Consider the following 25757-nt stretch of genomic DNA (forward strand, 5'->3'; position numbering starts at 1 on the left):
CAACGTCGTTCGGGGGTCGCCTTTGCGTCGCGCTGTGCTTGCATCGATCACGTCTTCGCGGCTGGGACGCGCAGGGCTGGAAGCCGTCGCGACCATGCTGGCGACGATCGCCACGCTGCTGTGCGTGCTGCCGATCAGCCGCGAACCCGGTCCGGCCATCTTGGCGGTGGTGTTGTGCCTGTCGCTGTCGCGCAGCCAGCTGGATCGCAATCGCCGCGGCCGCATCGAGGCCTTCCTGGTGCTGCCGGCCGTCGGCCTTGCGGCGGCGGGCGTAGGCGTGCTGCTGCATCGCTTTCCGATCGTGGGCGCGCTGGTGTTCATCACGGGCATGTTCGTGGCGATCTGGCTGCGGCGGTTCGGCCCGATGGCGCGGCGCATCGGTTCATTGATTGCTTTGCCGTTCGTCACGCTGCTGATGGTGCCTTACATACCGCCCAGGCACCCCGGCCCGCTGCCGGCGTGGCTGTTGCCGATCGTGATCGGATGGCTGGCATTGTGCTGGGTCCATCTGGTGCACGCGCTGGCACAGGCGCTTCGTTTGTTGCCGCCAGTCAGTCACACAGCCGTTGTTGCTGCGCCAGCACCGGAAAGCGCGCTGCGCCCGATCGCCTCCACGCGCATGGCGATCCAGATGGCGGTGGCCTTGGCGGTGTCCTTCGCCGTGGGCTATATCGCGTTTCCGCAGCACTGGGGGTGGATCGTGTTGACCGCCTTTATCGTCAACAGCGGCAATCGCGGGCGGTTGGACGTGGCGCACAAGAGCGTGCTGCGCGTGCTTGGCGCCGCGGCGGGCACGCTCTGCGCGCTGCTGCTGGGTGTGCATCTGGGCCTGGACGAGCGCATGCAGGTAATCCTGATTCTCGTCGCCGCCTTCTTCGGCATTTGGCTACGGCCGCTGGGCTATGGCTGGTGGGCGTTGTTCGCCACGGTGGCGCTGGCATTGCTGCAGAATCTTGCGGGCGTGCCTGCGGCGCGCGTGTTGTGGCCGCGGCTGGAGGAAATCGTGGTCGGCGCAGTCATCGGCGTGGCGGCGGCATGGTTTGTCTTACCGGTGCGTTCCACGGGCGTACTGCGCCGACGCATCGCCGATGCGCTGGCCGCACTGGCCGCCGCGCTGGATCGGTCATCGTCGACGGGTAAACCGGATGCCTTCTTTGCCGCATTGCATGCCGTAGAGCAGGTGGCGCCGGCGTTTCGCGCCACACGCCACCTTGCACATCGCGTGCGGCCGGAGTGCCCTGCCGACTGGATCGAAACGCTGATCAACTGCCGCGAACCAGTCGTAAAACTGATCGAACAGGGTTCGGCGCCGCCGAATGTGCAACGCGCGCTGGCGCATGCACGTCGCTCCTTGCGCGAGCCGGAACAGATCCTTCCGGCCTTGCAGCAACTGCGCGCGTGCCTGCACGAAGCGGCGCCTGACGCCTAATCCGCGCAGGCCGTTCGCGTCGCCTTCGTCGGTCGCCCGAACGCCATGACGCTGATCGCCGCGCACACCCACACGCCGATGCCGCCGTAGAGCATCACCAGGCCGAAGCCATTGACCAGCGCCTCGCGCGCGGCCACATCGGCGTGCGCGATGTTTCCTGCGGCGATCCGTTCGGCGTAGGCGCGCAATTGCTGTTCGTCTTCTACCGCGCCGAGCGCGCGCTTTAGATGAACGACAATGCCTTCCAGCAAGATGAAACCCATCATCGCGATATTGATCGCCAAGGTAATCAATCGCGCGCTCATGTCGATGCCCGAAGCCATGCCCGCGCGCGCGGCGGGCACGGAGCCAGTGGTGGTGTTGGTGACCGGCGTGTTGGTCAAACCGAGCCCGATGCCGGCGAACAGGCAGCCGGGCAGCATGCTCAACCAGCTGGCGTGTTCCATGCGGCAACCGTATTGCATCAAGAGAAAACCCAGCCCGATCACGAACAGCCCGGCAGGAATCACCACGCGTGGCCGATAGCGCAATGCAAGGCGCTCGGCCAACGGCGGGACCACCAGCGTGGGTAGCGTGTAGGAGAGCAATGCGATGCCGGCGGCGATCACGCCATACCCCAGCGCGCCCTGGAAATAGATCGGCAGATAGATCACGAACGGCCAGAAGCTGAAGTTCATGCCGATCGAACCGCAGATCGCGCCGGAAAAGTTGCGGATGCCGAACACCGAGAAATCGAACATCGGATGGCCATGCCGTTTTTCCACCAGCACGAACAGCGCGAAGCACGCGACAGACGTTGCCAGCATGCCGATCGCCATCGCGCTGCCGAAACCGATCACCGGTCCCTGAATGATGAACCAGGTCAGGCAGAACACCGCCACCGACAGCGTGACGATGCCGAGCACGTCCAGCTTTTCCGCATGGGGATCGCGCGATTCCCGCACGCTGAGCACGGTCAGCGCCAGCGTCAGCACCGTCAGCGGCGCGTGCACCAGAAACACCCAGCGCCAGTTCGCCAGGGATGCGATCGCGCCGCCGATGATGGGGCCGAAACCCAGGCCGATGCCGAACACCACGCCCCACACGCCGAACGCGATGCTGCGCTCGCGCCCTTCGCGGAATTGATGCGAAAGAATGGCGATCAGGCCGATCAGCATGGCACCGCCGCCCAATCCCTGCAGAAAACGGCTGGCGATCAGCACCGCCGTATTCGTCGCCAGTCCGCAGGTCAGCGAGGTGACGCCGAATACGAGCAGGCTGATCACGAACATGCGCCGGCGGCCGTAGCGATCCGCCAGCGTGCCGGCGGCCATCAGCACGGTGGTGCAGGCGAGGGTGTAGCCGTTCTCGATCCATTCCAGATCGCGAAAATGCCCATGCAGGATCTGCTGCAGCGTGGGCAGGATCACCGGCACGCTGGAAATCTCCAGCCCGAACATCAGCGCCGCCAGGCAGACGGCGGCGAGCGCCATCAGGTTGTTGCCGGAAACCGCCGCGCCGGCGCGCGAAACGGACGCATCCATGAGGAAAACCATCGGAGGGGAAGGGGATGGTTATTGTGGATACACCCCTTTCATGATGGAAATGAATTGATTTTGTACTATCCAGCAAAATCCATCATGAGTACGGCGCCATGCACTTCGATCCAGCACTTCTTCGCGCCTTCGTCACCGTCAAGGAAGCGGGCGGCTTCACGCGTGCCGCCGAACGGCTGCATCTCACCCAATCCGCCGTCAGCCATCAGATCCGGCGGCTGGAAGAACAAGTGGGACGGCCGCTGCTTCATCGCACCACGCGCCGTTTCACGCTCACCGAGGACGGCGAGGATTTCCTGCGTTACGCGCAGCAGATCCTGCAGGGCTTCGATGCGCTGTCGCGGCGTTTCCTGCCTTCGCCCGTCGCGGGTGTGGTGCGTTTCGGCGTGCCGGAAACCTTCATGGGCGAACGCCTGCCATCGTTGCTGTGCCGCTTCGCGCGCAGCTATCCGGCGGTGCGGCTCGACGTAAGCGTCACCAGCATCCTCGACCTGCGCGCGATGGTCGACAGCGGCGATCTTGATCTGGCCGTGGTGATCTCCGAGCAGAAACACGACGACGAAGCACTGCTGCGCCGTTCCCGGCTGGTGTGGGCGGCGGCCGATACGTTCCGCATGCCCGGTGCATCGCTGCCGCTGGCCTTCATGCCGCCCACCTGCATCTATCGCGACATGGCGGTGAGGGCGCTCAGCGATACCACTATCGATTGGCACATCATCTTCAGTTCGCCCGGCTGGCTGGGCATTCGCGCGGCCGTGCTGGCAGGGCTCGCCGCCACCGTGCTGACGCGCGATGAACTGGAACCGGGCATGAAAATCATCGGTGGCGACTATGGCTTGCCGTCGTTGCCGAACGTGGGCTTTTCATTGATCTGCGGCGACGGTGGACACACGCCGGCCGCGCGTGAATTCGGCCGGTTGGTGCTCGATATGGCCGAGTTGCCGCCACACGCGTCGGCGAAGACGGTCGCCACGCTGCGGCGCGCGTCACGCCGCTGAAATCCTCACGCAGTTGCGTCCCGCCCGCTTGGCCTCGTACAGCGCGGCGTCCGCGCGGCGTCGTGCGGCCATCATGTCCTGCTCGCTGCTGCTGGCGATGGCGGCGCCGATGGAAACGGTGAGCGCGTACGACTGTCCGTTGATGTGGAACGGCGTGTGCTCCACCGCGGTGCGGATACGTTCGGCCAGCGCCAGCAGGTCGCCTTCTTTCACCGAGGGCGACAGCACCAGGAACTCCTCGCCACCCACGCGTCCGACCAGGTCATTCGCGCGCAGCATGCGGCGGATGCTGGCGACCAGCTCCAGCAACACGCGATCGCCATCATCGTGGCCGAAGCGATCGTTGATGCTCTTGAAATGGTCCGCGTCGATCAGCAGCACGCCGATTGATTCACGCCTGGCACGCGCCTTCGTTAGCAAGACGTCGGACGCTTCCAGCAAACCCAGACGGTTGATCACACCAGTGAGCGGATCGATGCGCGCAAGATCGTACAGATCGCGTTGCAGGATTTCGTTGTAGAGCAACAGAAAACCCACGCTCGCCAGCAGCGGCTGCAAGCCGAACAGCAATACGTAGGCGATATTCACCGGCGTCGGCACGCCGATGCCCTGCGGCGGCGTAGCCAGCATCCACAGCGACAGGTTGCGCCACACCAGCAGCGCGATCGCCAGCACATACGTCCAGAACAGCAGGCATTGCGCGCGCGTGTCCTGTTCGCGGCAACCGCCCCACAGGGCGGACAGGTTGAGCAGCGAATTGCAGGTGAGAATGGCCGAACCCCAGAGCACGCGCATCAGGTAATCCGGATGCACCGCGCCCAGGTAGGTCACGCCCAGCCAGCCGGTCACGCCAAGCGCGATGGCTTCGCGCCAGCGCAGGTTACGCCCAAGCACCATGCGCAACGCCACGATGGTCAGCGCCTGCGCGGCAAGGTTCAGGGTGTTGCCCATCAGCAGCACCGAGGTTTGCGAAAGCTTGAAATCGAAGGCCAGGATGAAATCGCCGCCGGCTTCCAGCAACAACGCGCCCGCGCGCAGGCGCAATCCTTTCACCGCGCGGTTGCTGCCGTCGCGCGTGCCGAACCACAGCATGAGCGCCAGCACCAATGCCTGGCCGCCGTTGAGCAGCGCCAATGTCTCGATGTTCAAATGCATCGGGAGGTCTCCTACGGCCCGCTTCGATCGTTGGCTCTCCTTGCGCACGATGACATCGACTCGCTCGTCGATGCCTCGACACGGACAGTGTTACCGCACATCGACAGGCGATATCGTCAACATGGCTGTGTTCCCCCTTTCCGCGGCGCGGTTATATGCATCGTCGGCGTGGCCGCGAATGCCGTACGAGGACATTTGCGCTTGCCTGTCCGTGAGGCAAGGCAAAGACCATGCCACAGGGCGTGCACGAACGTTTGCGTAAAACAGACACGGCGCGTGCGCCATGTTTAGCTTTGTGAAGGCCGACCGGACGTCCGATTTAGATCGAAATTTGCCGCGGGATATCGCGGGGAAAAGCGCGCCGGCAAGCGGACACGCAGATGCAACGACGTATCACGCAGCGAGCTTGCACGAAGCTGGCGTCGCCATGGATGGTCACTCCGCGCGAACCACGTTCGGCATGCCGACGAAATAGGTCAGTTCGTGCGCGTGATACCGGCCAGGTGCGCATTACCCCATTCGAGCGGTTGCCTGCATGGCCTTGACTGACCTATGGTCAGCGTCCCGCCGATCTCTTGTACAACCCCACCCCTGCCAGGAGAGAAAACCGCCATGCCCAAAGCAAACAAGGCCGATAAGGTCGACAAAGCCAAGCAGTTGCGCAAAAGCCCGCTGAAGACGCCCAGCGCGCTGGGCGAAAACGCGCGTCGCGACATCTCCGCCGAGCTCAACGCACTGCTCGCCGACGTGTTCGCGCTTTACCTGAAGACCAAGAATTTCCACTGGCACATGAGCGGCCCGCACTTCCGCGACTACCACCTGCTGCTGGACGAGCAATCCGACGAGATCTACGCCACCACCGACCCCATCGCCGAACGCGTGCGCAAGCTTGGCGGCGTCACCCTGCGTTCCATCGGCGATATCGCGCGCCATCAGCGCCTGTCCGACAACGACGCGGACTTCGTCACGCCGCAGGACATGCTGGCGGAACTGCGCGAAGACAATGCGCGCGTGGCCGACTTCATGCGCAAGACGCATGAGTTGTGCGATGAATACAACGACGTGGCCACGGCGAGCCTGCTGGAGAACTGGATCGACGAGGCGGAGCGGCGGGTGTGGTTCTTGTTCGAGGCGGGGCGGACGGTGTGAGCGACAGGCCTTTAGCGAGTAAAGCGTAGTTGCCTGAAGTGTGTTCCCTCCCCTGCTTGCAGGGGAGGGTTAGGGTGGGGTGAAGCAACCTCGCGATTCATTGCAACGATGCGGCAAGCTCGGACAACCCCACCCCAGCCCTCCCCTACTTCGCAGGGGAGGGAGCCGTCACTCGCGTAGCTGAGATTCGGCGCCTGAAAGAAAACCACGGCACCTCCGCATACGACGCCGCGACAATCCATCCCGCCGCGGTAAGCACCGTGGAAATCAGCAACCCGGTCCAGGCAAACCGCTGCAATGGCGTAGCCATCACCATCGGAATCCACACCAGCACGGTGAAGCCGCCCATCATCCATGCTTCCAAGGTGGCGGCTAGCCGCGGCAGCATGTTCAGCGCGATGGCCAGGCCTGCCGCGATATGCGCAATGCCGGTGAAATACGCCCAACCCATGCGATAAGGTAGCCAGCCGGGCACCATCGCTGCGGTTTCCTTGGCGTAGACCAGGTGTTCCAAACCGATCAGCGGTACCGCCACGGCGAAGGCGATGCGCGCCACGCACAGGGCAGGCGTGCCGCATAGCGCCGCGATATAGGGTTTGTCATCCGGTGTAGCGGCGCAGGCGTACAGCACGATGTTCGCCGCCACCAGCGTGACGATTTCCGCGCAGCCGCCCCAGGTCACTTCATGCAAGGGCGCCAGGATTACGCGGGGCACGTGCAGCGCCAGCAGCCACAGCAGGGTATATAGCATCATCACGAATGCAGCCGGCACCAGCATGCGCCGCCGCAGCAATCCCACGCCGCCGACAGCCATCACCGCGCCGGATATCAGTGCAAGGAATGGCCGTCCGGGCAAGCCCTCCGGCACCGGCTGCCATACCGAGGCGAAGTCCTGCGAGACCACGCTGAGCAGCCCCAGCGCGACAAACGCCAGGGCGAATACCACACGACCGACATCGGCGACGCGCATGCAAACTTTCCCGCAGCCACGGATGTGTTCATTCAAGCGGAGGGTGGCGCCGAAGCAAGAGCCAATCGCGCGAGCTTGCGCCGAGCCAATGCGCGCCCCGATTTCGCCACACCTTCGACTGCCGGGCGACTCGCAATGCCACTAGCATAAGCGCCCCACACAGACCGGAGGTCAATGCATGGATCGTCGCAACCTGCTCAAAGGCATCGCCGCGGGCGCCGTCGCGCTGGCGCTGCGCCCGTCGCTGTCGCTGGCGGAAACCAAGGATGGCCATGCGCCATGGGCGGCGCTGGAGCGGCAATACGGCGGACGCCTGGGCGTAGCGATGCTGGACACCGGCAGCGGCCAGCACGGAGGCCATCGCGCGGACGAGCGCTTTCAGATGTGCAGCACCTTCAAGATGCTGCTGGCGGCGGCGGTGCTGTGGCGCGTCGATCGCGGCAAGGAGCAGCTGGATCGCCGCCTGGTGTTCGGCAAGGAGGCATTGCTGGACTACGCGCCCATCGCCAGCCAGCACGTTGGCCCGCCTGGCATGACGCTGGCCGAACTGTGCGAAGCGGCGGTATCGCTGAGCGACAACACCGCCGCGAACGTGTTGCTGGCGCATCTGGGCGGGCCTTCGGTGGTGACCGATTTCGCGCGGCAGCTGGGCGATCCCATCACGCGCCTGGATCACATCGAGCCCGCGCTCAATGTTCCCAGCCCCGACCGCGTCAGCGATACCACCACACCCGACGCGATGCTCGCGAACCTGCGCAAACTGATGCTAAGCGACGTGCTTTCCGAACCCTCGCGCAAGCGCCTGACCACCTGGATGCTCGGCACTGTCACCGGCAAGAACCTGCTGCGCGCAGGCTTGCCCGCTGACTGGCGAGTCGGTGACAAGACCGGCCGCTACGACACCCAGACCAACGACGTCGCCATCATCTGGCCGCCCGGCCGCAAACCGTTGCTGGTGGCGGTGTATTACGAAAACCCGGCGAGGGATGCCGATGCGCGCGCCATCGTGTTGGCGGCGGCAGGGCGCATCGTCGGCGCGATGTAACGGTCCTTACGTTACATGGAGCATCGCCTGCTGCCACGCGCGGCCGAGGTACAGGCGATTGCGTTTGCAGACGTTCACCGCGCTGATCAGCAAGGCGCGCCGATGCACGAATTCGACCAACAGGTCGACCATGCAGCCCTGCCCGTTCGGCAGGGCGACCATGGCCTCGCCGATGTAGCCGCCTTCCAGACAGGCGCCGTTGAACGTGCCATCGAGTTGCAGCGGCTTCCAGGTCTCGCTGCCTGGCGCCTCCCCACTCAGCGCAATCACCGAATCCGAACTGTCGTTGACGACATCCACGTAGTGCCGCGTCGATACATGGGAACAGGACGCAAGCAACCCCGCCACGACGCATAGTGCGTAGCGCATGATGATCTCTCCGTTGGGTAAACCCATCCGGCTGTGGGCGAACGTGCAGCCAGTGCGTGTGCAACATCAGAAGAGATGCGGCGATAGGAAAAAAACGGTTGCAGCGTCGTAGGCTGGGATGAAAATCCCAGCATCGGCATGTATGGATGGAAATGCTGGGATTGCATCCCAGCCTACATGCGGCGACGTGGTGCCTGCTCAGCCATTGCGCAGGTGCGCTTGCCGCCACGCCTTTCCGATGTGCAATCGTTCGTTGCAGACGTTCACTGCATTGAGCCGCAGCGGCTTCGTGCGCCGGAATGTGACCAGCACGTCGTACGTGCATCCCTGTTCTGCCGGGAGGGCGACCAAGGTGTTGCCGGGATAGCCGCCGCCAAGATCGGCAGGATTGAAACCGTCACTCAGCTGCACCGGCTTCCAGCTCTCGCTACCCGGTGCCGCCAGGCTCAGCGACACTACCGAACCCTGGCTGTCATTAATGAAATCCACATAGTGCTGCGTGGGTACGTGGGCGGAGCAGGACGCAAGCAAGCCGGCCACGACGCATAGTGCGTAGCGCATGATGATCTCTCCGATGGGTAGACGAAGCCTAGGCCGCGCGCGAAACGTGCGGCCAGTGCAGGTTCAACACAGGAGAGATGCGGCAGTTCGAAAAAGGGTTGCAAGCTACGATTCGGCCTTCGGCTTGCCCATGCGGTAATACAGGCGGCCCATGTAGAACAACGCCAGCATCCGCCAGACCACGTGCACCAGCAGCGTCTTGTTTGCCGCGCCGCCGAACTCCGCCTGCGAAAACTGCAGCAGGTCATATGGCAGCGCGAGCAGCTGATACACGGCAAGGATGCACAGCGCCAGCTTGCCCGGTTTCAACCACAGCCAGCTCAGGCCGATCGTCAACCAGGCAATGTCGATCAGGTTGGGATTGATCATCTCCCGGCTCATCGCGGTCAGTGCGACGAACCACACCAGATGGCCGGCCTGCACGCAGAACGGCGCGACGATGGCTTGTTTCGCTTTGCCGAGCATCTTGTGCACCACCAGCCAGATGATCGCGGTGGCGACCAGCGGCACCAGCAGGTTGAAGCCGGCGTACATGCCGATCGCCCAGCCGGCGATGGCGGCCACGATGCCTGCGACCTTGGTATAAGCGCCCACGGCCTCGCTCTGGGCCGATGCGGACCGCTTGGTGCGCATGGATTCTTCAGGATTCATGGGCTGCCCCTGTACGCGCTCCATTGTCGAAGGATGCCGAAGACATTGCGCGTGACGTAGGGAGCTTAATGCCTTTGGAGGTCAAATAGATGTCTAGGGCCTCCGGCTTTCCCGCGCTGTCCGCCAATGCGACGTAGGTATCCGGACGGATCAGGTAAAGCGCATTGCGCGCAAGGCCTGCCGCTTCATGCTGTGGATGCCAATCGAAAACCTCCAGCGGCATGCTGTGCTGCGTGCACCACTCGCGCAACGCGTCGCTCGCATTGCCGTATACGTGCACCTGCCACGCCATGCTGTTGAGGCTCAAAAAATTATCGCTGCCGTTCACCGCGACCCACGGCAGGCGATCTCCGCCGTGCACGTCGCCGGCCGCGCCTTCGCTCAACGGGCCGCCACGATAGCTCAAGGTGATCTGCGAGACGGTGCGGAACAGGAATTCGCGTGCGCTTTCGAAGTGCAGGATCGCCGGCATCAGCGTCGGCACCAGCCGTGTGCGTACCAGGTCGGCCACGCGGCCTTCGGCGGTGGCCAGGGTGAACACGCGATCGGTGGTGGCGACCAGTCGCTGCGCAAAACCGATGCGTTCGGCTTCGTAGCTGTCGAGCAGGCGGTCGGGTGCGCGTCCATCGAGCACGGTGGCAAGTTTCCACGCCAGGTTGATCGCATCGCCGATGCCGGTGTTCATGCCCTGGCCGCCGGCGGGACTATGGATGTGCGCCGCATCACCCAGCACGAACACCCGTCCGTTGCGGAAATGCCCGGTGACCCGGTGATGCACGCGGTAGGTGGAAAACCAATGCACCTGTTTCACGTCGACTTTCAGATGCGTGATGGCGCGTTCGCTCACGTCCTCGAAACGCAGCGTTTCGGCATGTTCCGCGCGTTCGTCGCGCACGGTGCCGATCAGGCGCGCGCGCCCTTCGCCGGCGAGCGGGAATACGGCGAGGAAATCCGCTTCGTCCAGGTCGATGTGCAGTTGCCCATCCAGCGATGGGCCGGACGCGGCCACGTCGGCCACATAGAACACCTGCTTGTAGGTGCCGCCCGGAAAACCGGTGCCGATGGTTTCGCGCACCAGCGAGCGTGCGCCGTCGCAGCCGGCAAGATACTGCGCTTGCCAATCGTGCTCGACGCCGTCGGCCCCACGCAGGCGTGCCACCACATGATCGCCTTCGTCGGTGAAGCCCAGCAATTGGGTCTGCCGTTGCACCGACACGCCGAGTTTTTCGAGCCGTTCGATCAGCAATCGCTCGTGCTGGTCCTGCGGAAAAATATGCAGGAACGGAAACGGCGTGAGATCCGAACCGATCGATCTGAACTGCACCTGCGCCTTCTTTTCACCCTTCACCCACAGATTCACCGCGGGCACCTTATGGCCGTATGTGACCACCGTGTCGGTCAGATCGAGCTGCCGGTAAAGCTCCAGCGTGCGCGCCTGTACCGCCAATGCGCGGGAGGTGGTGCCGGGTGCGGACGTCTTGTCGACGATATGGACGTTTACGCCTAGCTTGGCCAGCCACAACGCGAGCACCAGGCCGGTAGGACCTGCCCCAATGATCAGAACATCGCTGCGCATGGGAATACCTCGCGGGATCGTCCGTGTCGTCACTCTATTTCAAGCTTGTAGCCTACTCCATAGATCGAGCGAATCGGATCCTGCCTTGTCGCGGCCTGTTCCAGTTTGCGATGCGGGTTCCGGACGTGGCTGTCGAGGTACGGCCGGTGACACACAGTGGTCCAGATCGAGATAATCCAGTAGTTGATCGCGCGAGAACATGTGCCCCGCATTGGCCGCCAGCGCTTTCAGCAGGCGAAATTCCACCGGCGTCAGCTCCAGTTGCACGCCATGGGAACACTGTGCGTAGCTCTGTAGATACGCAGAGCGGCGTGACTGCTTTGTCCGGTGTTACCGCGCGCGCAGAAGGATGGCCTTGACGCGCGCCATCACTTCGCGCGGACTGAAGGGCCTGCAGATGTCACCCTCTGCGCGTGGTCCAGGCCCAGCAGGCGATCGATCTCTTCCACGCGCGCGGTAAGCTGATGATCGGCACGCTACTGAAGCTGTGCAGTTCGCGGCAGATGTCCAGGCCATCGCATCCGGAAGCATCAGGTGGGCTGGCCGGGCTTGACCGCGGGAACCGCTTCGCGGCTGCGGCCCTGGATGCGCCCTTGGCCAACGTCAATGCGTCCACCTTGCGCTACATCTAAGGTCCAATGCTAACGCGAGCGCGTCCGCCCAGGCTGTTCGGGCGATCTACCGTGTGATGGATATTCCACAAAGGCCATGACGCATTGGCTATGCGGATCTGGCGAACCTCACGCGCCTTCCGCCGCTGGACCAGGAAGTCGCCGAGCAGGTACAGGACGCGGTTGTTGTCGACGGTTACTTGCTGCCTTGCGTCGGTCGTCGGTACGTTGTTCGAGGGCACGAAACTGCCGTGACCACGGCAAGCAGCGCGTTGCCATGGCGTGCTTTTTTTGAGCTGTCTCACATATCGAAAGCGGGACAGGTAGCCTGCGTAGATCAAAACTTTGTTTTCATCCGGTTTTTATATCGGCCTACTTAGATTTGCTTTCAACCGCATGGGCGGCAAGCACTTGTGATCTTTGTCGTACAAGGAAGGCAAGCAGGGATCGAAGATGAATATCTTTTCTTGGGAAATGATTAAGTCGGAGTACGTGCTGCGCGAAACAGATATGGTGGTTCGCAAGGATCTGCTCAGGGTCAGCGGCGGCTCTGCGGGACACTCGGCATGCGTGCTGGAATATCCTGACTGGGTAAGTGCGTTTGCGCTCACTGAAAACAGCGATGTCATCTTTGTTCGCCAATACCGACACGGTTTGCACAAGGAAACTCTGGAGATACCAGGGGGTTGGAAGAAGCCGGAGGACAAGGATGTCGAAGCGGCGATAAGTCGCGAGCTGTGCGAGGAAACAGGATATACGTTTGAAAGATTTTCATTACTGGCTTGCATTTCGCCCAACCCGGCAACCCATTCGAATCAGCTGCACTGCTTTCTGGCCACCGGCGGTCGGCGCTCAGCTGCCCCGAAGTTTGACGAAGACGAAAGGATAGAGATTGTGCTGTTATCACTTGGGCAAGTGAAATCCCTGCTCGCTTCTGGAAGTCTTCTGAATAATGGACACCTCACCTGTGTGTTCCATGCGCTGATGAAGCTTGGAATGATTGGCTGGACTCGATAGGGCGGATCGATGATTCGCGACGAACGGAGGCGACATGTCGGAGATCAAAGTCATTTTAGTGGATCAGCAAGACAGACCTACCGGCACCATGGAAAAGCTCAAGGCGCATGAGCAAGGACTGCTGCACCGAGCCATTTCAGTCTACGTGTTCAACTCGCGCAACGAGTTGCTGTTGCAGCGACGAGCCGCGAGCAAGTACCACTGCGGTGGCTTATGGACCAACACTTGCTGCGGTCACCCTTTGCCGGGCGAGCAAGCCCGTGAAGCTGCGCAGCGGCGATTGAACGAGGAAATGGGGCTCAGCTGCCCATTGCGAAAAAGCCTTGAATTCAGCTATCGCGCCGATTTGCCCGGTGGCTTGATAGAGAACGAATATGGCCACATTTTCTTTGGGCGTACAGATGATTTTCCGAGGCTTAATTCGGACGAAGCCGATGGTTACGCTTATCTTTCCCTGGATGTGATCCAGCAGCGCATCGCACAGGCGCCAGCATCTTTTACGCCATGGTTTCAGCTCGTTCTTCCATCCGTGATGGCGCAGCTTGTCATGCATGATTGATCCGACATCTTCTACAAGCATTCACCGGAGCGTCACTTTCAGAACAATGGCCGCTGAGACGGCGGCTTTCTGCATCTGCCAAGCTGCTGCTCCTTCACCGTATGCTTGTTGAACACGTTGGACACCGTAGCGCGCAGGGTCAAGCCTTTCTGCAGTGCGGACGGTAGGCGCCGCTCGGATCCAACTGCCACAACGTCGACGGGGTGTGCGCCGAACTGCGTGTGGCATAGTGTCCACACCGTCGATATGGCAACACAGAGCGTGGAAGCCACTACCGCGCCGCTGTTCAAGGCAGGGCTTGGCGAAGTGGTGGAATAGTCCAAGCCGTAAAGCGCATTGGCATACTTGGCGATCGGGCGGAAATCGCAGTCATCGTCCAGGCTGGTTTCGCAAGTTGGGTTACCCCGGACTTGAGCAGGGAGTAACCCAACGACTACCGTCCTGCCCTTATAACGCAATCACATCGCTCGCCGCCTTGCCGAACGCCGGCGGCCGATCTTCCAGCTTCGCGCCGAACTGCATGTTGGGCGCATCCGCCATATGGAATTCCAGCACGCCACCGGCGACCAGCTCTGCGTGGCTGATCCAGCTTTTCGTCCACGGCGCGCCGTTCCACGTCACCGACTTGATGTACGGTCGCTTCGGACCGTTGTCGAAGGTGCGGATCACCAGCTTGCGATTGCCGGGCAGTGCGATTTCCGCGTGATCCAGCACGGGACTGCCGAACACATAGTTGGTGCTGACCGGATCCACCGCATACAGGCCCAGCGCGCTCATCACGTACCACGCGCTCATCTGGCCGCAGTCTTCATTGCCGGCCAGGCCGTCGGGTTCCGGCGGATACATCGTTTCCAGCAACATGCGCACGCGTGCCTGCGTCTTGTAATGCGCGCCGGTATACGCGTAGAGAAACGCCACGTGATGGCTCGGCTCGTTGCCGTGCGCGTACTGGCCCACCATGCCGGCGATATCCGGCGGCGCGTCGGGAGGCAGCTTGGGGCTGGTGGTGAACAGCTCGTCCAGCTTGCGTTCGAAGGCTTCCGGACTGCCGAACAAACCCATGTACGCGTAGAGGTCGTGCTGGTTGAGGAAGGTGGCCTGCCATGCGTTGGATTCGGTGAAATCGCGCCACTGTTGCGAATGGCCCATGCCGCGCGGATCGAATGGCTCCAGCCATTGTCCGTTCTCGCCGCGCGGACGGATAAAGCTCAGCTTGGTGTCGAACACGTTGCGATAATTGCGCGAGCGATGGCGCAATGCCTCGGCGAGGTCCCCTTCGCCCGCGGCATCGGCCAGGTGCGACACGGCCCAGTCGTCATAGGCGTATTCCAGTGTCTTGCTGGTCGCCTCCGGTTCCTTGTCGCTGGGGATATAGCCGAGCTTGCGGTAGTAGGTGAGGCCGCGGTAATCGTCGTCCATCGCACGCTTGCGATAGATCGGCCACGCGCGCGCGTAGTCGATGCCGGTGAAGCCCTTGGCATGTGCTTCGGCCAGCACCACCGCGGAGTGGTAGCCGATCATGCAACCGGTCTCCACGCCCTGCAGCGGCCACACCGGCGGGCCGTCCGGACTTTCCGCCGCCATGCGCACCAGTCCGTTGACCAGGTCGGGCACGCGATCGGGTTGATACAGGGTCAGCAGCGGATGCAGCGCGCGATAGGTGTCCCACAGCGAATAGGTGCTGTAGTTGTTCTGTCCTTGCGGCAAGTGATGGATGGCCAGGTCCATGCCGCGATAACGGCCATCGACGTCGCTGAATAGGGTAGGCGCGAGCATGGTGTGGTACAGCGAACTGTAGAACACGCGCAGCGTGCGCTCGGATGATGACTCCACGCGGATACGGCTCAGCTCGCGCTCCCACGTTTCTGCCGCGGCCTGCTGGACGGCGTTGAAATCCCAACCCGGAATTTCCGTATCGAGATTGCGCAGCGCACCGTCGATATCGACCGCAGAGATGCCCACCTTTATCAGCAGCGGCTCCTTGGCGATGTCGTCGATATGCAGCGCAGCCTTCAGATGCGTGCCCTTGAGCTCGCTGCTGCCGCTGGGCGCCGCAACATCTTCGGAATACAGCGTCGCCTTCGAAAACGGCCGCGATACTTTCAGCGCGAAATACAGATAACGCCCCTGCGCCCATTCATACGCACGCCGGCCACCGACCAGCGTATCGTTGCCGACCAGGCGCAGCTCCACATCGCTGAGCTTCAACGGATCTTTGCCGAAGTGATAGCCATGCGCGAAATCGATCAGCAGATGCCCGCTGCCGGCGTTCTTGAAGGTGTAACGATGGATGCCCGCGCGCAGCGTGGTCGTCAGCTCGGCGAGAATGTCATGGTCGATCAAATGCACGCTGTAATAACCGGGCCGTGCGTGCTCAGCGCTAAAGCGCGAACGGTAGCCGCGGCCGGGATGCGCCTTGCTGTGTTCGGTAAGCGGCGGCTCCGACGGGGTTACACCATCGAAACGCGAACGATAGTTCACGTTCGGCAAGCCGCGATCGCCCGGCTGCAGCAGCACTTCACCCTGCGCCGGCATCACCAGTACGTCCAGCATGTCCGATGCGCCGGTGCCGCTCAGGTGCGTGTGCGAAAAGCCCATGATCGAGCCGTCGTGCTGGTGATAACCCGAACACGCATCCCAGCCGGTGTCGTTGGTATCGGGGCTCAGCTGCATCATGCCGAACGGCAGCGTCGCGCCCGGGTACGTATGCCCATGCCCGCCGGTGCCGACGAACACATCCACATATTTCGATACGCCCCCCGCCTTTGCCGCCACGCTACCGCCGGCCTTGGAAGCCGCACCCGCGCTGCCGGCGACCCGCGCCAACGCCGGCAACGGCCCACCCAGCGCAGCCACCGTCCCCAAGCCCTGCAAGAACCTTCGACGTGACACCATGACGCTACTCCCCGGATTTTCTCGTTGTCGTATGAAAAGCACAGGCGCCGGCGAAAACTTGCGGGAAATCCATCGCGAGCGCGCATCTCACCTAAGTCCAGCCGGCAACCCCGGGGCCACCGGCCGTTTCCCGACTGTAAACGAAAAATTTGCCTCGATCCAAATTTTGCTTGGACGGCGATGCGGCGGACGATTCGTAGGCGTTCTTCCTGTCGCTTTATGCTGCGATGCAGCTTTCTGCAGGCCGGGAGGGAATGGTTTTCGCGCCATCGAGTTAGCTGGGGACGATCACGCCGCCTCAGCGCATATGCCGCAAAAACTCCGCCTCCGGCCGCGGCTGCCCAAGCAGGTAGCCCTGCACGAACGGGCAACCCAATTCCCGCAGCACGGCCAGCTCGTCGTCGTGCTCGACGCCTTCCACGATCACCGTCAGCCCAAGCGAATGGGCCATGCTCACCATCGATTCGAGCAGGCGGCGCATTTGCGGATTGATGCCGATGCCGGTGACGAAGCTGCGGTCGATTTTCATGGTGTCGCAAGGCAGCAGGCTGACGTGGCTCAGCGATGAGAAGCCAGTGCCGAAGTCGTCCAGCGCCACGTGCACGCCGAGCGCGCGCAGGGATTGCAGGGCGCTTACGCACGAAGGCATATCCGCCACGTACAGGCGCTCGGTAAGCTCCACCGCCAGATGTCTGCGTACCGTGTCGGAAAGATCGCCGCCAAGAATTTCCAGCACCCGGCCCGATGCCAGGCTGCGTGCGGTGATGTTGACGTGCAGGCGGAAGTAAGGCGGCAGGTTTCCGTTCCATGTCACCAGACTATGGATGGCTTGCTCCATCACCCATGCGTCGATGCGGCTCATCAACGGCGTGTGCTCGATCGCATCGAGAAACTGGCCCGGCGCGAGCACGCCGCGTTCGGGATGGTTCCAACGCAGCAGGGCCTCGGCGCCGACCGGACGCGGATCGCCGTGGACCGCGAAAATCGGCTGGAAGTAGAGCACCAGCTCGTCGCGCTCAAGGCCTTCTTCCAGTTGCTGATGAATGGCCAGGGCCGTGCGCGTGCGCGTGCGCAGCGTGGGATCGGCGAGCACCACGCGCTCTTCGTCCAGCGGATCGATGCGCGCCGCTTCGTTCATGGCCAGGCGCAGTAGTTCCACCGCCTCGATCGGAGCGCTCTGGGCGGACCAGATCGCGATGCTGGCGGTCAGTGCGTGCACCGAACTGAGCGCCGGCGATGAAACCTGCGGCGTCATGCCAAGCGCGGCCTGCACGTCCAGCACCAGTTGCTGGTCGGCCTGGGTATCGGGCACCAGCCAGCCCAGCATGTCTTCGGCGACGCGCGCGACGGTATCCACCTGGCTCCAGCGCGCGGTGATGTGCGCGGCGAGCGTCCGCAGGAACCCCGCGGCCTGGCTTTCGTCGGTGCCGAGCGCGAGGTTGGCGTGGTTGTTACAGGCCACCGCCACCAGCGCCAGCGGCCGGCCGGTGACCATCATGCGTTCCGTGCGTTCGACCAGCGCAGCACGATTGGGCAGGCCGGTCTGTGCATCGAAATGGGACAGGAAGGCATTCTCGACGGCGCGCAGGCGACGGCGCTCCAGCACCGCCGCGATACGCGCACGCAGCAAAGGCATCACGACTGGCTTGGCCAGGTAGTCTTCCGCGCCCATCTCGATGCATTGCGCGGCGGCGTCCATGGTGTCATGGGCGGAAATCATGAGCACGGAGATATCGCGCAGCTGCGCATTCGCGCGCATCGTGCGCAACACGCTGATGCCGTCGGTGCCGGGCATCATCACATCCAGCAGCATGATGTCGGGCGGCTGGCGCAAGGCTTCGGCCAACCCGGCTTCGCCATCGCGCGCCTCGGCGACGTGTTGAAACCCCAATTGCTTGAGCCGCTTGCGCAGCATGAAGCGGCTGCTTTCGTCATCGTCCACGATGAGAACGCGCGCATCCGGGCTCACGACGGGTTGTCCTCCAGGCTGTCGTGCCTGATCACGCGATCGAGGGTATCGAGCAAGGTCGGAAAATCGATCGGCTTGGGCACGAACGCATTGGCGCCCGCCTGCATGGCACCGAGTATGTCGTCCTCCATCACGTGCGCGGACAGCACGATCACCGGTACATCGCTGGTCAACGGATTGGCGCGCAGCTTCTGCAGCACATCCAGGCCGTTCATGCCGGGCAGGTTGATATCCAGCAGCACCGCGTCCGGACGTTTCCATACCGCATCGATAAGCGCCTTCTCGCCGTCCTCGACGTGGCGCATTTCGATGCCATGGCGCTGCAGGCGGCGTCGGAGCATGTAGGCGTTGTCTTCTTCGTCCTCGACGTAGAGCACGATGGTCATGGCGATGCTTTCACCTCGTTCTCGTTCGTCGGAATCTGCAAGCGGTCCAGCAGCTGATGGACGCGCTGGATGACATCGGCAAGATCGGACTCGCCCTTGCGAACCAGCAGCACGGCGCGCTCATATAAACTGCGCGAGATTTCCGGCGTGATGTCCGCCGCCGTCACCAGCATGATCGGCACTGGTGCGAGTGTCGGTTCGACGCGCATCGCCTCGATCACCGCCAGGCCGTCCATGCCGGGCATGACCATGTCCAGCAGCAACAGGTCGGGTGGATGGCTGCGCATCATGTCCAGGGCCTGCTCGCCATTGGGCGCGGTATCCACCTGGTGGCCCGCCTGGCGCAGCACGTTGGCGATCGAATCACGATAGAAATCGTCGTCGTCCACCACCAGCAGGGAACTGCTCCTGGCAGCGCCCACGAAGCGTTGCACCAGATGGCTCAGGTGATCGCGATCGAACGGCTTGGTCAGGTGCTCCACCACGCCAAGCACGCCAGTGCGCTGATCCGGATCGGTCACCGTGCAGAGGATCACCGGCAGCTCGGCGTGGTCGGGATCGGCGCGGATGGCGGCGAGCACATCCCAGCCGGTCATGTCGCCCAGCAGAATATCCAGCACCATCACCGCCGGCCGCAGCGACCGCGTCAGCGCCAGCGCCTCCTGCCCGGATGCTGCGCTGACCACGTTGATGCCCTCGCGTTGCAGTGCATTGCGCACCAGGCTGCAGGCGTCGGGATCGTCGTCCACCACCAGCACCACCGGATTGCGTCCTTGTGCGGCCAGCGCCTCGCCCGCCAGCGACTTGGGTCGCATCTCCGCGTTTTCGATATCGCCGATCGGCAAGGTGACGGTGAACACGCTGCCGTACTGGATATCGCTGCTGACGTCGATGCGTCCGCGCATCAGGCCAAGCAATTGGCGCGAAATGGTAAGCCCCAGGCCGGAGCCGCCGAAGCGCCGCGCAATGGACCGATCGGCCTGTTCGAACGGTTCGAAAATACGTTGCAGCTGCTCGCCGGTCATGCCGATGCCGGTATCGGATACGGCGATATGCAATTGATCGTCGCGCGCGGAGACCGCCACCCTCACTTCGCCGTTACGCGTGAACTTGATTGCGTTGCCGATCAGGTTGAGCAGCACCTGCCGCAGCCGCGTCGCGTCGATGCAGGCCAGATCCACCTCGGGCGCGATCTGCAGCACCAGCTTGTTGCCGTTTGACCGCGCCAGCGTCTGCATGGTGTTGATCACGCTTTCGAGCAGCGACTGCATATGCACGACTTCGGTGTGCAGCTCCACGCGGCCCGATTCGATGCGGGAGATATCCAGGATGTCGTTGATCAGCGACAGCAGATGGCGCCCGGCGTTGACCACGCGCTGCATGGTCTCGGCCGTTTCGTTGTCCTCGCGCTCCTCGGCCTGTTCCAGCGTGAGCTCGCTGAGACCAATGATGCTGTTGAGCGGCGTGCGCAGCTCATGGCTCATGTTGGCCAGGAACAGCGACTTGGCCTGGTTGGCCGATTCGGCTTGGGCCTTGGCCGTGCGCAGCTCTTGTTCCATATGCATGCGCTGTGTGAAATCCATCGAAATCACGCCAATGCCGGCCACGGTGCCGCGTTCGCCGGTGACCGGAAAACGCGTGGTCAGCAAGGTATAGGAGCCGCCGAGGTAATTGACCTGTTCCTCGCAGGCGGTGATGCGCCCACCCTCGACGACCTCGTGGTCATGCTGGTGGATCAAGGCAGCGGTCTCCGGCGTGGCGACGACGTCGACGGTATGGCCCAGTATTTCCTGCGCCGGCCGGCCCATGAGTTTGGCGGCGGCTTCGTTGATGCGCAGGATGCGCCCGTTGGTGTCCTTTACCTTCATCGCCAGGTTGGAGTGCTGGAAGATGTCTTCCAGCAGGTGCACGCTGCTGCGCATCTCCTGCTGCACTCGGTGAAAACGCCAGCGCAGATGCACCAGCCATGCGGCCAGTATCAGCACCAGCAGTACCAAGCCACCGATCAGGTAGTCGCTGTGGCCCGCCGTAGCGGTGCTGGCGGGTTCCGATTGCGCTGCGAACAAAGGCAAGCTGACGAAGAGCAGCCCACTTCCCCCGATACTGCTCATCCTGCCGGCCAGAATAGGTCGCTTCAACACGGCTCCCCCAGTAACCCGCAATGTCGTTTTCCCTGTGCGCGGGATGGCGCAGTAGCCCCATGGTATCGCTTGTCGCGGGCGATGAAAGCGTGCGGAAAAAAGGGCTTCGGCGCGCTGGCTGGATGGGCATGCTACCGATGCCGATACCACTGCTTGCGACGTGAAATGCTCGTGAAGACGACGTGCAGGACGAAGGTGGCCGCATGGTTTGCGGATGCAGCATGCAAGCGCCCATACGTGACCTTGTCCCGTCGAGCGAAGGGCCGCGGGTGCGCATGCGCATGCGGCAGCGCCACATCAGGGGAGGTGCGTCGAGAGCCGGCTCGCGTAGGTGGGCTGCAAACCCCCAACATCGCCATATATGACGTGCCCGAACGTTGGGGTTTTCACCCCAACCTACAGGGGATTGCGCAGCAGGGCGGGATAGCGCTGCTGCACATCGATGATCAGCTCGCCGAACAAGGTATTCGCCCACGCGAACCAGCTGCGCGTGAAATGCGCCGGATCGTCCTGGTCGAAGGTCTCATGGATGAAGCCGGTCCCCGCGTCCGTATCGCGCAGCCATTTCAGGCATTGCCGCACCTCGGCCACCTCGCTGCCGGTCTGCGCATACATCATGATCGACATCGGCCAGATCATGCGCAGCCCTTCATGCGGCCCGCCGATACCCTCGGCCGCCTTGCCGCGGAAGAAATACGGATTACGTGGACTCCATACCAGCTCGCGCGTGTGGCGATACAGTGAATCATTCCGATCGCAGCAGCCCAGGTACGGCAAACCGAGCAGGCTGGGGACGTTGGCGTCGTCCATGAAAAGCTGGTTGCCGAAACCGTCGATCTCGTACGCCCAGAATTCGCGGCCAGCGTCGTCGTGCATGCGGCCGTCCTTGTGCACGGCCTGTTCCACTTCGTTCGCCAACGCTTCGCATTCGCCGGCGAACGACGCGTCCTGGTGCAGACCGCGGCTCATCTGCGCAAGTTGCCGCAGGCTGTGCACCGCAAACAGATTGGCGGGCACGAACAACGGGTACGTGCATGCATCGTCCGACGGTCGGAACATCGAATGAATCATCCCGTTCGGCCGCGTGGGATTGCCGTAGCCGCCGAGCATCTGCGTTTCAGTGGGTATCTCTGAGGCACGCTGGAAATGATACGGCCCCTTGTCGTGCTTGCGTTGCTGCTCGCGGAAGGTCTTGAGCACCAGGCGCATCGCTTCGCGCCAATCGTCGTCGAACGGCTCGGTATCGCCGGTGGCCTGCCAGTAGCTGTGTGCAAGGCGAATGGGATAGCACAGCGAATCGATCTCCCACTTGCGCTCGCCCACGCCTGGTTTCATGTCCGTCACGTCGTTCACCGCCCACTTCAGCGGCTTGGCGTGCGGATCGGGCATGAAGGCGTTGGCGTAGGGATCGATGCGAATGCAGCGCGCCTGGCGGCGGATCAGGCCGCGGAACAGCCGTTGCAACGCCTTGTCGTTCTTCGCCAGCGGAATGTATGGCACCACCTGCGCGGAGGAATCGCGCAGCCACATCGCGTCGATGTCGCCGGTGATCACGAAGGTGTCCGGCTTGCCTTCGAGCGTGCCCAGTTCCACCGTGGTGTCGAGCGTGTTGGGGTAGCAGTTCTCGAACATCCACGCGAGTTTGGGATCGGCGATGGATGCCTTGACGGCGGCGAGCTGGTGCTCGACGGCGTCACTGACGAACTTGCGCTTGGCCAGCGGCGGACGTTGGCTGGTGTATGCGGCCTGACTGTTGGCCAGTGCGGGTAGCGCGAAGCTGGACATGCCTGCGGCCGTGGCCGTGCCTAGCAACTTGAGAAAATCGCGGCGGGTGGACATGGCGTTAATCCTTCTCCCTTTAGAAGCGACGTCATTCCGGCGAAGGCCGGAATCCAGTGTCAATACGTTGTGCGAAGCACGCAAAAACCTGCGTTGTGTCCTTCGGACGTTTATTTGAACTGGATTCCGGCCTTCGCCGGAATGACGAACGGAAAATGTGGCCCTAACGACGAGTAACGTGCTGCTACTTTTTCATCACGCTCGCCAAGTCCTGCAGATGCAACGCCTGCTTCAACTTCTCCATCGCAACCTTGCTATGCACCGTCACCGTCACGCTCTGCCCCGGCAGCAGATCGAATGCGTTGTCCGAAACTTCCGCATCCAGGTCGCCGAAGGAAATCCACACATTGCGCGCAAGCTTGTCGCTGCTCAGCGTCAATGTGTAGCCATCCGACGCCGCCGCCAGTGAGGTATGGATCTGCGGTTGCGGAAGGCTGAGATTCTTGGCCTCATCGAAGAACACCAGGTTGCGCGACACCACCTTGTCGCCATCCAGCAAGTCGAACACCGCGAACGTCGCGTGCGGATCGGCGCCATTGAGCAATTGCGCATCGGTATACGTGCCCGCCTTGGTGCTGCTCAGCGCAGGCAGGTCGGCGGCCTGTTCGCGCTCGCTCAACACCTTGCCGGAGAAATCCATCGTGCGCATGCGCCAACGCAGTGACGCCGGCGTCGTGCTATCGGATACCAGCGACACCGACGTCGTACCGTTGTTGCGCAAGGCCGCGATCAGCTGCGGCGCATAGAACCGGCGCGCGTGGTACTGCAGCGCCTTCCAGCGCCCGAAGTAGTCGATGCTGGCCCACGAGGCGCCAGGCCACACATCGTTGAGCTGCCAGTACATCGAACCCATCGCCTGCGGGCGCGAAGCGCGCAGATGCTCGGCGGCAAGCTGGATGCCTTCGGCCTGCATCACTTGGCTCAGGTACACGAACGATGCGAAATCCTTCGGCTCGCCATAGCTGCGCGTGATGTATAGCAGCAGGCGCTTGTTGCCGTTGCCGCTGTCGAACTTCTGGTGCGCGCGCATCACCGGCGATTCCGGCTGCAGATCGTCCTTGTCGGCGAATGCGCGAATCGTGCGCATCTCAGGGAAGGACTGCAGACCGTACTCGGACTGGAAGCGCGGCGTGATGTTGAGGTATTCGGTGACCGGCTTGGCTTCGCCGGACCAAACATTCCAATAGTGATAATCGCCATCGTCGAGCACGTTGGCGGGACCGTCATAATCGGTGCTCGGCGAGCTGGCCCAATACGGCACGCTCGGGTCGTATTCGGTGACCACGTTGCGCAGCGTATTGCTGAAAAGGTTGACCATGCCGGTCACCAGCTTCTCGCGCTCGTCGCCGGAAATGGCTTTTTTCAGCGCCAGGCGATCGCCCCAGCCATCCCAGCCGGTCTGCACTTCGTTGTTGCCGCACCACAGGACGATGCTGGGGTGATCGCGCAGGCGCTTCACCTGCTCGATCGCTTCCTGCCGCGTGTTCTGCACGAAGGCGACGTCGCTGGGCGGAATCGCGCCGCCGAACATGAAGTCCTGCCATACCATCAGGCCGAGCCGGTCGGTCATTTCATAGAACGCATCGGGCATGTAGTAACCGCCGCCCCAGATGCGCACTGCATTCATGTTGGCGTCGCGCGCCGACTGCAGCACGCGCATCATCTGTGCATCGGTGGCGCGGGTAGGGAAGCTGTCGAACGGGATCATGTCCGCGCCCTTGGCGAATACCGGAATGCCGTTGACCACGAAGGCGAAGCTCTTGCCCCAGGCATCTTTCTCGCGCCGCAGTTCCACCGTGCGTAGACCGGTGGCGCGCTGCACGGTGTAGACCTCGTTGCCGCCGTCACGCACGCTGACCTTGAACGTGTACATGTCCTGCGCGCCGTAGCCGGCCGGGTACCAGCGCTTGGGATGCGCGATGCGCAACGGCAGGCTGATCGCGTTGCTGCCCGGATCGACGGTGATGTCCTGCGCCACATGTGCTGCCGTCTGTCCGTCCGGACCGATGGCATCCACGTTCACATGCAGCACCTTGCTGCTGTCGGCAATCACCTCCAACTGCGCGGCAACCTGTGCCGCCTCGCCGCTCACGTAGTTCTGCCGCACATGGAAATCGTCCACGCGCAGACTGTTCCAGCTATCCAGATGCACCGGCTGCCAGATCCCCGCCATCACGATGCGCGGACCCCAGTCCCAGCCATATTGATAGGCTGCCTTGCGCACGTAATTGGCGGTCTGCTTGCCCTTGGGCTCGTCGCCGAAGGCGGAATCGAATTCGCCCGGCAGCGCATACGGTTGCTTCAGCAGCCACGGCAGCAGGCGTTTGATCGGCGAATACAGCCGCACTTCCAGCGTGTTGCTGCCTTCGTGCAAGGCGGTTTTCACCGGCACGCGCCAGCGGCGGAACATGTTGTCCGCCGACGCCAGCTTCTGGCCATTGACATAGACGTCCGCAAAGGTATCCAGGCCATCGAACACCAGCTCGACGTGGTCGCGCGCGAGCGTGGCCTTGTCCACGTTGAACGTGGTCTGGTACTGCCAGTCGGAAAGGCCCACCCATTGCACGCGCGCCTCGTTGTCGCGGTAGTAGGGATCCGGCAGCAGCTTCACCGCCATCAGGTCGGTCTGCACCGTGCCCGGTACTGTCGCGGCGTGCCAGCGCGTGGCGTCGTGATGGTCCTTCGCGTGGGCGTCACCTTCCATCAGACGGAAACGCCAGCCGCCATCCAGGTTCTGCGAAGTGGTCTGCGCCCACGCTGCCATCGGCAACAGCAGCAGCGAAAGCAGGGCGATTTTCGGAAGGCGCCGCGATGCGCGCGCGGCCAGAGGGATTCGTTCAAGCATGCTGCTCAGCCGTATCAATAAGAGTGATGGAATCCTGCGCTTGCGCAGGGGCGGTGA

The 25757-nt window shown here is 62.8% G+C and carries 21 protein-coding genes; 7 read left to right on the top strand and 14 right to left on the bottom strand.

The window, feature by feature from the left end:
• Window positions 1-34 precede the first annotated feature (34 nt).
• A complete protein-coding gene (locus tag ACTHNE_RS04030; RefSeq protein WP_440268610.1) occupies window positions 35-1429 on the top strand; it encodes an FUSC family protein in 1395 nt (464 codons plus the stop codon).
• Here ACTHNE_RS04030 and ACTHNE_RS04035 read toward each other — a convergent pair.
• The gene (locus ACTHNE_RS04035) at window positions 1426-2952 is read right to left on the bottom strand and encodes an MFS transporter (protein ID WP_324943286.1); all 1527 of its coding nucleotides are present in this window, start codon (window positions 2950-2952) and stop codon (window positions 1426-1428) included. The two genes, ACTHNE_RS04030 and ACTHNE_RS04035, sit on opposite strands and share 4 nt — an antisense overlap.
• 110 nt (window positions 2953-3062) lie before the next feature.
• On the opposite strand from ACTHNE_RS04035, the gene ACTHNE_RS04040 reads away from it, so the two are divergent.
• Window positions 3063-3962 (top strand): LysR family transcriptional regulator, encoded by a 900-nt coding sequence (locus tag ACTHNE_RS04040; RefSeq protein ID WP_324943282.1) that lies wholly within the window; start codon window positions 3063-3065, stop codon window positions 3960-3962.
• Here the strand turns inward: ACTHNE_RS04040 and ACTHNE_RS04045 are convergent.
• Complete coding sequence (locus ACTHNE_RS04045) at window positions 3951-5117, bottom strand: GGDEF domain-containing protein (protein WP_324943279.1); 1167 nt, start codon at window positions 5115-5117, stop codon at window positions 3951-3953. The two genes, ACTHNE_RS04040 and ACTHNE_RS04045, sit on opposite strands and share 12 nt — an antisense overlap.
• Before the next feature lie 612 nt (window positions 5118-5729).
• On the opposite strand from ACTHNE_RS04045, the gene ACTHNE_RS04050 reads away from it, so the two are divergent.
• Window positions 5730-6266: a Dps family protein gene (locus ACTHNE_RS04050; RefSeq protein WP_324943276.1), complete on the top strand. Its 537-nt coding sequence runs from the start codon at window positions 5730-5732 to the stop codon at window positions 6264-6266.
• A gap of 145 nt (window positions 6267-6411) precedes the next feature.
• Here ACTHNE_RS04050 and ACTHNE_RS04055 read toward each other — a convergent pair whose 3' ends face one another.
• Window positions 6412-7236, bottom strand: a complete 825-nt coding sequence (locus ACTHNE_RS04055) for a hypothetical protein (RefSeq protein ID WP_440268611.1) — start codon at window positions 7234-7236, stop codon at window positions 6412-6414.
• 178 nt (window positions 7237-7414) lie between these two features.
• Here ACTHNE_RS04055 and bla point away from each other — a divergent pair, with 178 nt between their 5' ends.
• On the top strand, window positions 7415-8281 hold the full coding sequence (gene bla / locus ACTHNE_RS04060; RefSeq protein ID WP_324947562.1) for a class A beta-lactamase: 867 nt from the start codon (window positions 7415-7417) through the stop codon (window positions 8279-8281).
• 6 nt (window positions 8282-8287) lie between these two features.
• On the opposite strand, the gene ACTHNE_RS04065 is transcribed toward bla, so the two are convergent.
• From ACTHNE_RS04065 to ACTHNE_RS04085, 5 genes are all read right to left on the bottom strand, one after another.
• Window positions 8288-8650, bottom strand: a complete 363-nt coding sequence (locus ACTHNE_RS04065) for a hypothetical protein (protein WP_440268612.1) — start codon at window positions 8648-8650, stop codon at window positions 8288-8290.
• 198 nt (window positions 8651-8848) lie between these two features.
• Window positions 8849-9211, bottom strand: a complete 363-nt coding sequence (locus tag ACTHNE_RS04070) for a hypothetical protein (protein WP_324947558.1) — start codon at window positions 9209-9211, stop codon at window positions 8849-8851.
• Window positions 9212-9316: 105 nt separating this feature from the next.
• Window positions 9317-9862: a hypothetical protein gene (locus ACTHNE_RS04075; RefSeq protein WP_324947556.1), complete on the bottom strand. Its 546-nt coding sequence runs from the start codon at window positions 9860-9862 to the stop codon at window positions 9317-9319.
• Window positions 9852-11438 (bottom strand): FAD-dependent oxidoreductase, encoded by a 1587-nt coding sequence (locus ACTHNE_RS04080; protein WP_440268613.1) that lies wholly within the window; start codon window positions 11436-11438, stop codon window positions 9852-9854. The genes ACTHNE_RS04075 and ACTHNE_RS04080 overlap by 11 nt, the downstream gene beginning before the upstream one ends.
• Window positions 11439-11477: 39 nt before the next feature.
• On the bottom strand, window positions 11478-11705 hold the full coding sequence (locus ACTHNE_RS04085) for a winged helix-turn-helix domain-containing protein (RefSeq protein WP_440268614.1): 228 nt from the start codon (window positions 11703-11705) through the stop codon (window positions 11478-11480).
• Window positions 11706-11851: 146 nt separating this feature from the next.
• Here ACTHNE_RS04085 and ACTHNE_RS04090 point away from each other — a divergent pair, with 146 nt between their 5' ends.
• From ACTHNE_RS04090 to idi, 3 genes are all read left to right on the top strand, one after another.
• Window positions 11852-12070, top strand: coding sequence for a hypothetical protein (locus ACTHNE_RS04090; RefSeq protein ID WP_324947553.1), 219 nt, complete (start codon window positions 11852-11854; stop codon window positions 12068-12070).
• Between the two features lie 432 nt (window positions 12071-12502).
• Window positions 12503-13066 carry an NUDIX hydrolase gene (locus ACTHNE_RS04095; protein ID WP_440268615.1) on the top strand — a complete coding sequence of 188 codons (564 nt, stop codon included), beginning with the start codon at window positions 12503-12505 and terminating at the stop codon, window positions 13064-13066.
• Between the two features lie 34 nt (window positions 13067-13100).
• Complete coding sequence (gene idi / locus ACTHNE_RS04100; RefSeq protein ID WP_324947549.1) at window positions 13101-13625, top strand: isopentenyl-diphosphate Delta-isomerase; 525 nt, start codon at window positions 13101-13103, stop codon at window positions 13623-13625.
• Between the two features lie 447 nt (window positions 13626-14072).
• On the opposite strand, the gene ACTHNE_RS04105 is transcribed toward idi, so the two are convergent.
• The 6 genes from ACTHNE_RS04105 to ACTHNE_RS04130 form a co-directional block, all read right to left on the bottom strand.
• Entirely contained in the window at window positions 14073-16520 is a 2448-nt protein-coding gene (locus tag ACTHNE_RS04105; RefSeq protein ID WP_324947547.1) for a GH92 family glycosyl hydrolase, read from the bottom strand.
• 298 nt (window positions 16521-16818) lie between these two features.
• Window positions 16819-18489, bottom strand: a complete 1671-nt coding sequence (locus tag ACTHNE_RS04110) for a putative bifunctional diguanylate cyclase/phosphodiesterase (RefSeq protein ID WP_440268616.1) — start codon at window positions 18487-18489, stop codon at window positions 16819-16821.
• Window positions 18486-18875, bottom strand: a complete 390-nt coding sequence (locus tag ACTHNE_RS04115) for a response regulator (protein WP_324937936.1) — start codon at window positions 18873-18875, stop codon at window positions 18486-18488. Before ACTHNE_RS04115 ends, ACTHNE_RS04110 begins: the two co-directional genes overlap by 4 nt.
• Window positions 18872-21013 (bottom strand): hybrid sensor histidine kinase/response regulator, encoded by a 2142-nt coding sequence (locus ACTHNE_RS04120; protein WP_440268617.1) that lies wholly within the window; start codon window positions 21011-21013, stop codon window positions 18872-18874. Before ACTHNE_RS04120 ends, ACTHNE_RS04115 begins: the two co-directional genes overlap by 4 nt.
• Window positions 21014-21412: 399 nt before the next feature.
• Window positions 21413-22855, bottom strand: coding sequence for a glycoside hydrolase family 125 protein (locus ACTHNE_RS04125; RefSeq protein ID WP_440268618.1), 1443 nt, complete (start codon window positions 22853-22855; stop codon window positions 21413-21415).
• A 184-nt stretch (window positions 22856-23039) separates the two neighbouring features.
• Entirely contained in the window at window positions 23040-25688 is a 2649-nt protein-coding gene (locus ACTHNE_RS04130) for a beta-mannosidase (protein WP_440268623.1), read from the bottom strand.
• Window positions 25689-25757: the final 69 nt, after the last annotated feature.

The sequence above is a fragment of the Dyella sp. genome (assembly GCF_051954575.1).
Classification (GTDB): Bacteria; Pseudomonadota; Gammaproteobacteria; order Xanthomonadales; family Rhodanobacteraceae; genus Dyella_B.

Bases quoted from the DNA above. Each gene is read 5' to 3' on its own strand.
- ACTHNE_RS04035 (WP_324943286.1), bottom strand. From the start codon at position 2,952: ATGGATGCGTCCGTTTCGCGCGCCGGCGCGGCGGTTTCCGGCAACAAC.
- ACTHNE_RS04040 (WP_324943282.1), top strand. From the start codon at position 3,063: ATGCACTTCGATCCAGCACTTCTTCGCGCCTTCGTCACCGTCAAGGAA.
- ACTHNE_RS04045 (WP_324943279.1), bottom strand. From the start codon at position 5,117: ATGCATTTGAACATCGAGACATTGGCGCTGCTCAACGGCGGCCAGGCA.
- ACTHNE_RS04050 (WP_324943276.1), top strand. From the start codon at position 5,730: ATGCCCAAAGCAAACAAGGCCGATAAGGTCGACAAAGCCAAGCAGTTG.
- ACTHNE_RS04055 (WP_440268611.1), bottom strand. From the start codon at position 7,236: ATGCGCGTCGCCGATGTCGGTCGTGTGGTATTCGCCCTGGCGTTTGTC.
- bla (WP_324947562.1), top strand. From the start codon at position 7,415: ATGGATCGTCGCAACCTGCTCAAAGGCATCGCCGCGGGCGCCGTCGCG.
- ACTHNE_RS04065 (WP_440268612.1), bottom strand. From the start codon at position 8,650: ATGCGCTACGCACTATGCGTCGTGGCGGGGTTGCTTGCGTCCTGTTCC.
- ACTHNE_RS04070 (WP_324947558.1), bottom strand. From the start codon at position 9,211: ATGCGCTACGCACTATGCGTCGTGGCCGGCTTGCTTGCGTCCTGCTCC.
- ACTHNE_RS04075 (WP_324947556.1), bottom strand. From the start codon at position 9,862: ATGAATCCTGAAGAATCCATGCGCACCAAGCGGTCCGCATCGGCCCAG.
- ACTHNE_RS04080 (WP_440268613.1), bottom strand. From the start codon at position 11,438: ATGCGCAGCGATGTTCTGATCATTGGGGCAGGTCCTACCGGCCTGGTG.
- ACTHNE_RS04095 (WP_440268615.1), top strand. From the start codon at position 12,503: ATGAATATCTTTTCTTGGGAAATGATTAAGTCGGAGTACGTGCTGCGC.
- idi (WP_324947549.1), top strand. From the start codon at position 13,101: ATGTCGGAGATCAAAGTCATTTTAGTGGATCAGCAAGACAGACCTACC.
- ACTHNE_RS04105 (WP_324947547.1), bottom strand. From the start codon at position 16,520: ATGGTGTCACGTCGAAGGTTCTTGCAGGGCTTGGGGACGGTGGCTGCG.
- ACTHNE_RS04115 (WP_324937936.1), bottom strand. From the start codon at position 18,875: ATGACCATCGTGCTCTACGTCGAGGACGAAGAAGACAACGCCTACATG.
- ACTHNE_RS04125 (WP_440268618.1), bottom strand. From the start codon at position 22,855: ATGTCCACCCGCCGCGATTTTCTCAAGTTGCTAGGCACGGCCACGGCC.